The organism is Veillonella sp. CHU732, from assembly GCF_003992085.1.
GTDB lineage: Bacteria > Bacillota > Negativicutes > Veillonellales > Veillonellaceae > F0422.
Map to the genome: position 1 here is coordinate 1 of NZ_RQVC01000022.1, position 12,949 is coordinate 12,949.

General features: G+C 40.1%; 11 protein-coding genes and 1 tRNA gene. 9 read left to right on the forward strand and 3 right to left on the reverse strand.

The genetic code is table 11. From position 1 onward, the window contains the following. Position 1 precedes the first annotated feature (1 nt). From EO121_RS08220 to EO121_RS08245, 7 genes are all read left to right on the forward strand, one after another. A tRNA-Val gene (locus EO121_RS08220) sits at positions 2-77 on the forward strand. A 206-nt stretch (positions 78-283) separates the two neighbouring features. Further along, positions 284-427 (forward strand): hypothetical protein, encoded by a 144-nt coding sequence (locus EO121_RS08690; protein ID WP_164725902.1) that lies wholly within the window; start codon positions 284-286, stop codon positions 425-427. 602 nt (positions 428-1,029) lie between these two features. Beyond that, positions 1,030-3,246 (forward strand): TonB-dependent siderophore receptor, encoded by a 2,217-nt coding sequence (locus EO121_RS08225; RefSeq protein ID WP_127167337.1) that lies wholly within the window; start codon positions 1,030-1,032, stop codon positions 3,244-3,246. A gap of 97 nt (positions 3,247-3,343) precedes the next feature. Further along, positions 3,344-4,381 (forward strand): iron ABC transporter permease, encoded by a 1,038-nt coding sequence (locus EO121_RS08230; RefSeq protein WP_240629420.1) that lies wholly within the window; start codon positions 3,344-3,346, stop codon positions 4,379-4,381. Continuing rightward, complete coding sequence (locus EO121_RS08235; RefSeq protein WP_127167339.1) at positions 4,381-5,385, forward strand: iron ABC transporter permease; 1,005 nt, start codon at positions 4,381-4,383, stop codon at positions 5,383-5,385. The genes EO121_RS08230 and EO121_RS08235 overlap by 1 nt, the downstream gene beginning before the upstream one ends. Before the next feature lie 3 nt (positions 5,386-5,388). Further along, positions 5,389-6,207: an ABC transporter ATP-binding protein gene (locus tag EO121_RS08240; protein ID WP_127167341.1), complete on the forward strand. Its 819-nt coding sequence runs from the start codon at positions 5,389-5,391 to the stop codon at positions 6,205-6,207. Then, positions 6,204-7,295 carry an ABC transporter substrate-binding protein gene (locus tag EO121_RS08245; RefSeq protein ID WP_127167343.1) on the forward strand — a complete coding sequence of 364 codons (1,092 nt, stop codon included), beginning with the start codon at positions 6,204-6,206 and terminating at the stop codon, positions 7,293-7,295. The genes EO121_RS08240 and EO121_RS08245 overlap by 4 nt, the downstream gene beginning before the upstream one ends. A gap of 638 nt (positions 7,296-7,933) precedes the next feature. Here EO121_RS08245 and EO121_RS08250 read toward each other — a convergent pair. The 3 genes from EO121_RS08250 to EO121_RS08260 are packed head-to-tail and all read right to left on the reverse strand — an operon-like array spanning position 7,934 to position 9,681. Then, on the reverse strand, positions 7,934-8,656 hold the full coding sequence (locus tag EO121_RS08250) for a hypothetical protein (RefSeq protein WP_127167345.1): 723 nt from the start codon (positions 8,654-8,656) through the stop codon (positions 7,934-7,936). Positions 8,657-8,659: 3 nt separating this feature from the next. Continuing rightward, complete coding sequence (locus tag EO121_RS08255) at positions 8,660-9,064, reverse strand: biopolymer transporter ExbD (protein ID WP_126937935.1); 405 nt, start codon at positions 9,062-9,064, stop codon at positions 8,660-8,662. Beyond that, on the reverse strand, positions 9,064-9,681 hold the full coding sequence (locus tag EO121_RS08260; RefSeq protein WP_127167347.1) for a MotA/TolQ/ExbB proton channel family protein: 618 nt from the start codon (positions 9,679-9,681) through the stop codon (positions 9,064-9,066). Before EO121_RS08260 ends, EO121_RS08255 begins: the two co-directional genes overlap by 1 nt. A gap of 715 nt (positions 9,682-10,396) precedes the next feature. On the opposite strand from EO121_RS08260, the gene EO121_RS08265 reads away from it, so the two are divergent. Together EO121_RS08265 and EO121_RS08270 are read left to right on the forward strand one after the other, a co-directional pair. Continuing rightward, positions 10,397-11,248, forward strand: a complete 852-nt coding sequence (locus EO121_RS08265) for an Rpn family recombination-promoting nuclease/putative transposase (RefSeq protein ID WP_164725903.1) — start codon at positions 10,397-10,399, stop codon at positions 11,246-11,248. A gap of 678 nt (positions 11,249-11,926) precedes the next feature. Further along, positions 11,927-12,865 (forward strand): RluA family pseudouridine synthase, encoded by a 939-nt coding sequence (locus EO121_RS08270; protein WP_127167351.1) that lies wholly within the window; start codon positions 11,927-11,929, stop codon positions 12,863-12,865. Positions 12,866-12,949: the final 84 nt, after the last annotated feature.

Below are 12,949 nucleotides of genomic sequence, written 5' to 3' on the forward strand. Positions count from 1 at the left end.
TGGACGATTAGCTCAGCTGGGAGAGCGCCTGCCTTACAAGCAGGATGTCGGCAGTTCGATCCTGTCATCGTCCACCATAGCTAAGAACCATCCGGAAGGGTGGTTCTTTTTTTCGTCGTTATTTACAAACTTAAGCTTTGTTTAGTTTGGTTTTGAATGGAATGGGTTATGATGTAGTGGTGTTCGTATGCATTAACTATCTGGGAGAAAATTTGCGGGGACATATGGGATGGTATATACTGTAGGTATATTGTATGTGAGAAAAAGGCTGGGAGGGATAGCTATGAGCGGATTTGTGCAGCCAGATAAAGAGGCAGAAAAAGCGTTTCGAAAGATGGTAAAGGAATGCAGTGAGATGATGAATGAGGATGATCTTCCTTATGTAAAGGCGACTAGTGAAGAAGTGGAAATTTTTTTGAAACAATGACGCCGAAGCAGAAAAAGTCTAAAAAGAAAGTTGAAGATTTGATGATAATGTATTAATGCTATCGAGGGTTAGGAAGTCACAAGTAGTGGAAACTTCTTGTCCGTGACTGTATACTTACTAGGAGGAAGGGTTATTACAAAATACGTTTGTATTTTGTGGTGGCCTTTTTTGTTTTCTAAATGGAGATTTCTCTCATTGATTTTGTAGTTGTTATTATTACTTATTAATCATTAATGGGAGAGGTATTATCATTTATAGATGGAATGTCGAAGATTTTGCAAAATGAATAAAAATGTCGCTATAAATAAGCATATATCGATAGAATAAGGTGCAAATACGCAAATATAAAACATATGCACAGGCATTAATATTTATAAATATAGCTGATTAATGGTATTTATAGGGATTTCTTTTAAAATGTGTGATTTGAATATATCCTATGCATCAACCATGACATAAACACATAATTATTTTAAAAATAGTATAATTAATGAAGGAAAGATGAAGAAATATATTGCACAATTAACTCTATAATGATAATATTTATTATATATAAGATATAAATGTGTATCTTGGTAAGGTTTTTTGTGTAGGAGTGTAAGATGAATAGCAAGACAAGAAAGCAATTGTTATCATTTGCAGCAGCAACAGGCGTATTGTTCCAATTGGGTGGCACTGCGCATGCTGTACAAGTATTTGATTTAGGTGAGTTCGTGGTGCATGCGCCAGCTCGTGCGGCAGTAGAAGAAGTCACTGCAACACCTTCCGTAGAAGGCGCATATGCTGGTGGTCAAGTATCTCAATCTAGTTTAATGGGCGTGTTGGGTAATCAATCCTTTATTGATACTCCGTTTAATGTAACTGGGTATACCAATGAATTGATGGAAAATAAACAGGCATCTAATGTAATTGATATTGTAGCTAATGATGCATCTGTCAAAGATCAATCCTTATCTGGTGCTTCCAGTGCTTGGTCCATTCGTGGATTCCGTACGACACAACAAGATACACAGTTTAATGGTTTGTACAATATTTCTCCACGTTTTTATACGGGGACGGAAAGCATCGAACGTGTGGATGTAATTAAAGGTCCTGCGGCTTTATTAGGCGGTATGCCACCGAATGGCACTATTGGAGGTACTATTAACTTTGTTCCAAAACGTGCTACAGATAAAGACATTACAAAAGTGAAGTTATCTTATGGCAATGGCTCTCAATTCACACAACATGTAGATGTAGGACATCGCTTTGGTGATAATAACAAATATGGTGTACGTGTAAATGTGTTGAACCGTAATGGCGAAACATCGAACGATAATGAAAAAAATAACGCAAGTACAGTAGCAATTGGCGCTGATATGCGTGGTGAAAAAGTACGTGCAGCTATTGATTTGGGATATGTATATAATGAAATCGAAAACCCACAATACCGCATTACGTTTGGCAACAAGTTCTTAGCTAGCACAAAACAAGAAGTATTTACTGCTAAAAATGCAGATCATCATAAAAAATATGGTGCTGATGGAACATATCGTCGTGTAACAGAGAAATATGGTGTTATCAGTGGTGAGTATGATTTCAATAAAAATTGGACGGCATACGCAGGATTTGGTATGCGCTATACATCCATGGACTATTTGTATAATGAATTCCAAGTAAATGATATTAATGGTAAATCCAATCTTCGTTACCGATATAACAACCAAATCAATAAATCTACATCTGTAGAAGTAGGTGTAAAAGGTAAGATTACTACTGGCGATGTAAACCATAATATTGGCGTTGCTTTCGCTCGTTCTGAATACAAACGATACATGGCAAATCGTAGTTTAAATAATGTGGCAGCCAACTTCTATGTACAAACTACAAATTGGGGTGCACCACAAGGTGATCTAAACTGGTATACACATTTGAATGATACAAGCATTCAAACAGGTGTATCTATTACAGATAGAATTACTACTAAGGATGAAAGTTGGCAATTTATTGTGGGCGGACGCTTACAAAAAATTAAAACACAAAACTTCCCACGTTTAAGTAAAGCCTTCAATGGTGCTGACACATACGCTTCTTATGATAAAACAGCATTCTCCCCAGCAGTAGGCATTGTTCATAAATTCAATGATAAAACATCTGTATATGCAAACTATATGGAAGGCTTACAAGCTGATACAGTAACCAATGCAAGCGCTGTTAACTTTGGTGAAGCAGTAGAACCATATAAAGCAAAACAATACGAAGTAGGTACAAAGTTTGATTTTGGTAAATACACAGCAACAGTAAGTGCTTTCAATATTAAAACACCAGCGTTGAGCTATGTAACAGTGACACCAGTTAATAAGCTTGATCGTTACTATAGTTTATCCACTGAAATCCGCAACCGTGGATTAGAGTTTAATGTATTTGGTGAACCTACGAAAGGTACTCGTGTATTAGGCGGTATTATGCTATTAGATTCTCGTTATACAAAAGATAATGCTGATAGTAATGCAAAAGGCCATCGTGTTGAAGGAACATCAAAAGTGAATGCGGTAGTTGGATTAGAACAAGACGTAAAAGCAGTACAAGGCTTAACGTTTACAACACGTTTGAACTATACAGGACCAGCATTTGCTAACCAAGATAATACAATTCGTGTTCCTGGATACTTCACATGGGATTTAGGTGCAAGATACACATGGAATAGCGGTCATGTTCCAATGACAGTTCGTGCAGATGTGTACAATGTATTGAATAAAGATTACTGGAATGCATTAAATGGATCTGTTTACCAAGGTAATGGACGAACAGCTATGGTATCTGTAACTGCTGGATTCTAATGAGTATATAATCTAACTAGATATATCCATTTGGGGAAGAACCTTCTGATATGCAGAGGGTTCTTTTCTATGTCATGATATACAAGAAAGGAGATACATGGTACGTAAAGATATATCTTCATCCTATGCATCGGATGCGAATACTGCTTTCTTTGGAAAGTTTGCAGGTCAAATGCTAGTGGCCTTGCTTATCCTAGGATTAGGTAGCTTTGTATTCTTGTCGGTAGGGGCTAGATCGATTTCACTGGAGATGATCTGGGCTAGTATTTGGAATGGAACCGGGAATATAGATGGGATTGTCATTAATACAATTCGTATACCTCGGTTGTTGGTGGCTTTCATCTGCGGCATTCATTTTGCCGTCGCAGGGGCGCTTATGCAAGGAATTACAAACAACCCTATGGCGAGCCCTTCTATTTTAGGGGTGAATGCAGGGGCTAGTTTTGGACTAGCTATCGCTATGATTGCGTTCCCTATGGCGAGCTTGAATATGACCATCCTATTCAGCTTTTTGGGTGCTGGGTTGGCAACGGCTTGTATTTTATACTTAGCCAATCGAGGTATGGCAAAGGGATCTAAGGTCTACTTAGCCTTAGCAGGTAGTGCTATAAGTGCTATCTTCATGGCGGTTACACAAGCGCTAGTTGTCTTTTTTGATGTGGCTCAAGATATGAGCTACTGGACGGCTGGTGGTATCGGTGGTGTTCGCATGGAGCAAGTCTTGTTAGTGGCTCCTTGGACGCTCATAGGCGTGTTAATTGCCTTGGCTATTTCTAAACAAATTACCTTGCTTAGCTTAGGTGATGAGGTGGTTGTTGGTTTAGGTGGAAAGTTGACTCAAATTCGCCTCTTAGCAGGTCTTACAGTATTGCTATTAAGTGGTTCTGCCGTAGCTATTGCAGGGCCTATCGGCTTTGTGGGGCTTATTGTGCCTCATATGGCTCGGTATATGGTAGGTCTTAGCTATGAAAAAGTGATTCCTTTTTCTGCTGTGTTGGGGGCTATCGTGGTCATCGTAGCCGATACGGTGGCACGTGTGGTGTCGCCTCCATTTGAAGTACCTTTAGGGGCTGTGACCGCCTTAGTAGGGGTTCCTTTCTTTCTCTATTTAGCGAATCGAAAGGAGGCTAACTAATGCATCAAGGTAAACGATTTGCCATGTGGTCCATTGGTTTACTAGTGGCTTTGGCATTGATATTTGTGGTCCATTTAGGAACGGGATTTTCTGAGTTTTCTTACATGGACTTAGTGCGTATTATCGCTGGCTATGGGACCGAGTGGCAAGAGCGCATTGTCTTCGACTTCCGTATGGTTCGATCCGTGCTGGCTATTTGTATCGGTGCAGGCTTAGCATTGTCTGGGGCCATCTTTCAGACCATTACTCGTAATGAACTAGCTAGTCCTAGTGTGCTCGGTGTCAATGCCGGGGCTGGTGTAGCGGTGATGCTGTACATTTATTTTGAGCCAGCCAATGCGATCACTACGATTTGGAAAGCTCCATTATTTGCCATCATTGGCGGGGGATTAGTAGCACTACTTATTTTCCGCATGTCTTACCGTAAAGGGCTCAGTTTGTCTCCTATGACATTGATTTTAAATGGTATTGCTCTATCTGCTGGGATCCATGCAGTGCAGATGGTGACGATGGTGACCTTGAGCCCAGACAAGTTTAATCAAATTAATACTTGGCTCATCGGTACAATTTTTGGTAATAGCTGGAACCATGTGATGGTGCTAGCGCCGATTGTGGCTATTGGAGCAATTGTGCTATATTGTTACTCCACGAAATTGAATGTGTTGAATCTGAATGAAGAAACGGCTATCGGCTTAGGCGCACGTATTACAAAAGAACGAGTAACCTTTCTTTGTATTGCCGTAGCCATTGCCGCCTCTTGTATTGCGGTAGGTGGTAGTATTGGCTTTATTGGGTTAGTGGCGCCACATATTGCACGACGTTTAGTGGGCGTGAACCATCACTATTATTTACCAGTTACCCTATTGTTGGGGGCCCTATTGTTACTTTCAGCAGACTGGTTAGGACAAGTCATCATTGCTCCCGATGAAATGCTAGTAGGCATCATTGTGGCATTGGTGGGTGCACCCTATTTTCTATATGTATTGGCACGGACGAGAGGATAAACTATGGCATTTGAATTACAACACGTTTCTACTGGGTATGAACATAAAATCATCAGTAAGGACGTAGACATTAGGATTCCTTTGGAAAAGGTAACGGCCTTGATTGGATCCAATGGATGCGGTAAATCCACTCTGTTGAAGACGATTTGCCGAATCATTGCGCCTAAAGGGGGCTCCGTTATTTTAAACGGCGAGGATATTCATAAAAAAGATACGAAGGAATTGGCGAAACAGTTGGCTATTTTGCCACAGAACCCAATGGCACCAGGGTCTTTGACGGTGCGTGACCTCATCAGTTATGGTCGGGCTCCCCACAAATCTGGTATTTTGCAACGTGAAAGTCAGCAGGACCGTGACTTAATCGATTGGGCTATTGACGTGACAGATTTGCATAATTTTGCGCACACACCGATTCAGAATTTGTCTGGTGGTCAACGCCAACGGGCATGGATTGCTATGGCGATTGCGCAAGATACAGATATTTTATTCTTGGATGAACCTACTAGCTATTTAGATATTTCTCATCAAATGGATGTATTAGAACTAGTGGAACGATTGAACCAAGAGTATAAGAAAACGGTCATTATGGTTATTCACGAATTGAACCAAGCTGCTCGTTATGCGGATCATATCATCGCTATGAAAGACGGCCATGTACACTTTCAAGGCACGCCTCATGAGGTCTTAACAGAAGAGATGTTGAGTACTATTTTTGGAGTGGACTCGATCATTTTGAATGACCCACGAACCAATCGTCCGTACTGTATTGCCTATACCCACGCATCGGTGGAAAAAGCGAAACAAGCAGGTGGTGGAGTATGATGGGGCGTCGTATAGGAACCTATCTTGGTTGGGTAGCAGTACTTGCTATCATTGGAGGCCTTGTATATGGGCTCGTGAGTGGTACTTTCAGCACCTGGGGCGCTCCTCGTGTGGGGGAAGGTTCTGTGGTGAAAGAAAAACGGCTCGACACCGATGAGGCTATCACGAAAGAGATGAATGCTCGCTTCAAGAAAGTAAAGCAATCTGCAGAAAAGCTGATTACCAATGAAGATGGGAAAATGGTATTGCATCATAAATATGGCACTACTGTGATTCCTGACAAGCAGGATCGTATCGTGGTCATCCGTATGGAAGACCCTATGTATGCATTAGGAGCACCTATGGTGGGGGCTTACAATCGGGAAAACTTTTACTTGCATGATGAACTAGAGGCGCAAGGTGTGCAGCACATTAGCATCAATGAGGAAACGAAGACTATCAATTTAGAGCAAATTGAAGCCTTAAAACCAGATTTGATTATTATGCGTGACTCCTTTACTCGTAGTACCTTTGATGCGCTTAGCAAAATTGCACCAACCGCAGCGTTTGAACTGCAAAATGCGGAGCGTGCTTTGCTCACATTGGGCATGGTATTACACCGAGAAAAAGAGGCAGAAGCACGATTGCGTCAATATTACGACCATGTAAAAGAGGCCCGTATGGCAATCAAATCTCGCATTGGTGATAGTCCATTGGCTTACATTCGGGTCATGAAAAAAGAAATACGGTTGTATCCGTATTCTTCCAGTGTGAACAGTCGATTTATTTTTGATTTGCTGAATATTACACCGGATACAGAATCCTTAGCATTAGATGGTAAAAGTAATAATGCTGTTTCTCATGAAATGTTGCCAGATATCGATGCAAAGTATCTCCTAGTAAGTTCTGCCTATGGGGCGAGCAATCGTATTACGTCAGATCAAGTAGGGAAAGAACTAGAAGATATACAAGCCATGGAGATTTGGCACACCATTCCAGCAGTACAAGAAGGACATGTACACGTGGTGACGAATCAAGTGTGGAGCTCCCATGGGATAATAGCTAAGGAGAGAGCTATAGATGAACTTCGAGCTTGGTTAGCTCCTTGAGATGCTATGTAGCCTGTGGCGTTTGTAGTTGAATAGGATAAAGGGAAGAGCACGGCGTACCCCTCACAAACGGTATTTCATAATGTTTGTTCGGGGCACACCGTGCTCTTCTTGCGCTTAGATTATTTAGGCAGTAAAGGAACGCCACAAGGCTACTACGCATAACGGCATGGCTTACGATGAGTTTTGAGTATGTCGCATTCTTTTGCGTTAATGGATTATATATCTTATGGAGCTAACTAGGGACTCTCAGGGGAGGAGTCTTATTTCGCTATGTAGACTTATGACGGTTTTTATCCAAATATGACTAAAGGGAAGAGCACGGCATACCCCTCACAAACGGTATTTTATAATGTTTGTTCGGGGCACACCGTGCTCTTCTTGCGTTTAGATTATTTAGATAGAAAGGAACGCCATAAGGCTACTACTCGTAACTGCGTTCCTTAGAGAAATAGTTTGTTGTTTTCGTTTCTTTAATAAGTAATGAAAAAGCCTAACGAATAAGGTCTGATACACCTTAACACGTTAGGCACTTTCAAGTTTCCATTTTCTTGAGATGAGCCTAACGCCTTCGACACGTTGGTGGCTCTTCTTTTGTTATGTTTAGTATAACATAGTTGTCTATACAATACAAAGTATTACTGGAACACGATGGAGAAGCGTATTCTAGCAGGTAATGCATCCCCAAATTTGTTTGTTCCAGGTGCAAATGGAACGGTTGGTATATAGGCTGCGACCGCATTTTGTTGGGCTGCGTTGGCATCGCCAGAGACTTGAACTGATGCGACTTGGCCGCTTTCGTAAATATCGGCGGTTACGTAGACAGTACCAGATTGTCCAGGTGTTGGGTTAGCTGGTTGTACGTTGCCCAACGGCGATGGAGGATTGACAACTGTGGTCCTAGCTTCTTCTTCGGCAGCACGAGCAGCAGCATCTGCTTCTGCTTTGGCACGAGCCGCAGCTTCTGCGGCTTGTAACGAAGCGTTAGAGTTTGTCGAAGGAGATTGTTTTGGCAAGGTACTTGGTTTTTGCTTTGGTACGTCTTGCTTTGGCGTCTCCTGTTTCGGTTGCTCTGGTCGAGGATCTGGCTTCATGGTATCTGGAATTTCAGGGATAGCCACAGCTTCTTGAGGCTCAGGGGGTGCACTCTCCTCTTGTGGAGGTTGTTCTTCCGCAGGTTGTGGAGTTTCAGAGGCTTGCTCTTGAGCGCTTTCGGCCATGCTTACTTCATAGAACGTGGTTGTCGATTCATGAAACGGCTCCGTTACCTTGTTAAAGATAGCCGATGCCACTGGGATAAGAGCGATGTGTCCTGCCAAGGAGATGTAGAGGGCATATTTCCAAAATTTATCTTCCTTCACAGATTACCTCTTTTCTACGGCAATGGATAGTTTTTTCACACCTGCTTGTTTCAAAGCATCGAATGTTTCAATGACAAATCCATAGTTGACGTCTTTATCACCGTTTAGAATGACTTGTAAATCAGGATTTCGTTGCAATTCAATTTGCACACGGCGAATCAATTGCTCCTTGTCGAGACTTTCTTTATTGAAAGCAATATTGCCATCCGCCATGACTGTGATGTTCGCATGTTGGTTCATATCTAATTGAGCAGAGCTCGCTTGTGGTAAGCCCACTTTGAAAGTATTTTGCTGTACCATGGTCATGGTGCTAATCATAAAGAATACAAGAAGGAAAAAGATGATGTCAATCATAGGGATGATCATTAACTTCGGTTCTTCTTGTACTTTCATACTCCGAAGTTTCATTAGGCATTCTCCTTTTTATGAAGGAAACGAACGATGGAAGCCATCATTTGTTCCATATCAGATACGATTAAGTTGACTTTACGAGAGAAAATAGCATGTAATATAAGAGCGACTGTAGCAACGCATAAACCAGCAGCAGTGGCTACCAATGCTTCCCCTACGCCAGAGGTAATCGCCATTGGTTGACCGTTGGATAAATCTAATACGCTGAAAGAATCAATCATACCAACAACGGTACCTAATAGACCCAAGATAGGAGCCAATGTAACAAAAGTACTCAACAAGCTTAAACGGTCTTGCAATACGTTTACAGTACGCATAGCTTGTGCCTCTAACGTAGGTTCTACAGCGAATCCATCTTGATGAGCCGTCAAACCTTCTACCACCAATTGAGTCAATACATTGTCAGGATGCTCCTTGGCAACAGCTAGGGCTTCTTTCACATTGCCTTGAGCAAATTTAGTAGCCATAGTTTCCTCTACGAAACGATTAGCACCTGCTGTTTTGCGGTATACTAACACACGATCAATACCGATAGCGATGGTGAGCACAGAGATAATCAGGAACAGGTACATCACCGGTCCGCCTTGTTGGAAAATAGATAACATTTGATTCATTAGAAACACACCTTTCTGTAAAAATTTACATCAAACCTTACACATAAAGAAAGGCTACTTATATATAAGGGGAGAGTGTACTAAATTACCTCGTATATAACGTAGCCTTACTTGTTAGTGATATATATAATCATTTTACAATCTATGAGAATAGATGTCAATTGAGTTAATATTCATATTTTAGATAGGAGCATATAGGTTTTGCATGCTTATTTTCAGTTTTTTGGGTGTTATCTAAATTTGTGTGAAAGTAGAAAACTTCATATATGCGTAAATAATTAGCAGTAATTATTATCATAGTATTATGTGCACAACAGTTTATATAGTTGTTTTAAGTAATAACCTAAACATGTAATAGGTTTAGCAATAAGTAGAGTACAATGCAAAGATAGTCACGTGTTTTGTTCTCCCTATAAATTTAAAATTCAATGAAGATTGTACTCAACTGTGTGTATTTAGGAATGTTTATTAGAATACTAAAGAAGATCATGAGTTAACTATTTTTAAATTTTAGGTTTTTACTCAAATGTTGAAGTTCAACAATAAAGCTCTTCATATCTTGACATGCTTGTTGAAGAGCGGGGCATCACTGGTAGGAAATTTTCAAGGGTATATTGTCATTGAATAGAATTGTAACCGTAGGAGGTGTCGGTATATCTACCGACCTAGAAGTGACTGTGGTATAATTTTATTAAGAATGAAAGAGAGGTGTTGTATGCGTATTAAATCATTCGATGAACTGACGATTCAGGACAATTTTATCTTTCAGAAGGTTATGTTGAAGAAACATATTTGTAAGGCTGTATTGGAACGATTATTGGATACTTCCATTCATGATATTGTGTATATTCACGAGGAAAAGGGGCTAGATGTTCGTTTGGAAACAAAAAGTGTCCGCTTAGATGTGTATGTGAATGATGACAAGGGTACAGTGTTCAATATCGAGATGCAAACCAGCAAGGATATGGAAGAACTGGTAAAGCGCACACGTTTTTACCAAAGCATTTTGGATATGTATCACTTGCAAAAAGGTCAAAAGTACATGACTTTAAATGATTCCTATATTATTTTTATTTGCACATTTCCAGTGTTTAGTAGAGAACGCCATAAGTATACGTTTAAGAACATTTGCTTGGAAGAACATGATATCCTGTTGAATGATGGGGCTACTAAATTGTTTTTGAGTACGAAGGGAACACAGAATGATATATCGAAGTCATTACAAGCCTTTTTAGATTATATTGATGGACATGAAGCTACAGATGAACTGTTAAAAGATATAGATGAAGCGGTGTACGAAGTAAAGCATTGTGAAGCTTGGAAGGAGGAATATAAGATGTTATCTATGGATCATTATACTTATTGGAAAGAAGGCGTTGCCGAAGGAATTGAACAAGGTATCGCGCAAGGTATTGAGCAAGGGCTTGCTGTGGGAACAGCTAAGGCGAAGGCAGAAGTAGTGGTTCAAATGCTACATGAAAAGTTATCTTTAGAAATGATTGCAAGGCTTACAAAACTATCGTTAGAAGAAATCACTGCAATTGGAATATCTCATGGATTATTATAAAATATGTCGATAAACTATATAGCGGTATATATAAAACTACTTAAGCTTAGAGGAAATTAATGATATTAATAAAATTCATATATTGATAAAAACATATAAGCAGAATCAGCGATATGGCTAGTAGAAGAATAGGTCATATCGCTTTTTTTGGAATTAATTTCTTAATGCTCATAGTAGCGATTATCACCTTATATGTAATGCTACGACGTAAGTAGTATTCCTATAAAAGAAACTGTGCCTAATGTAAGGAGAAGTATCTCATCACGTTAGGCACAAAAGTCAAATTTTTGATGAGCCTAACGCGCCACACGTTTTGCTCTTCTTTGTAGATAGGATAGCATATTTTGTAAAAAAGGTAAATGCAATCGTCTTTATAATTGTCAAATCTATCTATATGTTGTGTTGTCTGTATAGTTGATTATACATGTTATCATAAGAATGTACAGAAATGACGATATAAAAATATGTTATATCCGGAATTCATGTGCTGAGTAGAGATATTTTATAAGGTTAGATGTGGTAAAATATAGATAGAACAGTAGAGAAAAAGTAAAAAGCCATTGCCGTATTTTGACGAAAGCATGGATATATAGCAAGTAGGATCTAAAAAATATGTATTAAAAGATACGTATTGGAAGATGGCTTAGACACCAATAACGAAGATGAAATGGAAACTGTATGAAAGACAAACGAACGTTAATATATACAATTGAAAATACGATAGCACCGACGTTAGGGGAATGGCTAGATACCCATCAATTTCCTAGGAAAACGATGAAAGAACTCTTCGGGGCGAAGGCTGTTCGATTAGATGGGCAACTGTGTACGGCGAAAACGGAACTTTCAGAGGGGATGGTATTAGAAATTATCCCCTTAAAAGAACGTATCGACCACGATCCAATAGAAATGCCTTTAACGATAGCCTATGAAGATGATGATATTCTTATTGTAGATAAAGCATCGAGGATAACGATGAATTCGAAAGGACAAGTATCCTTAGCGAATGGGGTAGCCCACTATTTTAAAGCACATAAGATTTACGGAAAAGTGCGATTCTTAAATCGTTTGGATCGAGATACGTCTGGATTGGTGGTAGTAGCCAAGCATGGTTTGGCACAGCACTTTTACCAAATGCAGATGGATGACAATCGGTTGGAAAAATGGTACCGAGCGACGGTACAAGGGCGATTGGCACAAACTCATGAGGTACTAGAACTACCTATTCGTAAAAGTGCAGATGGCATCCATCAAGAGGTATACCCAGAGGGTGTGATGACGAAAACGGAATATGAAGTGCTACACTATGATGCGGTACAAGATACAACAGACCTGCGCATTCGCTTGTGGACGGGCAAGACGCACCAAATTCGGGTGACTATGGCGCATATAGGACATCCCTTGGTACATGACCCGTTGTATGCTGATGAGGGAGTGCTGGAATCCAGACAGAGTACAGTGGAAAATGATGAGGCACAATGTTACAAAGGCTTACAGCAAGAGATAACAAATACGGCAAAAGGACAGGTAAAAGACATAGTTAAGACTTTTGCTCTTAGAGCCTATCGCTTAGTGTGCTACCATATGCGAACTGGTGAGCAAATAGTAATCGAAGTGTAATAGCTTTGTATGGTTATAGCTGTAGTTACTATCAGTAGTCCAAGGCAGAGCGGTACAGTATAAAATACGTGGATAAACTGTGTC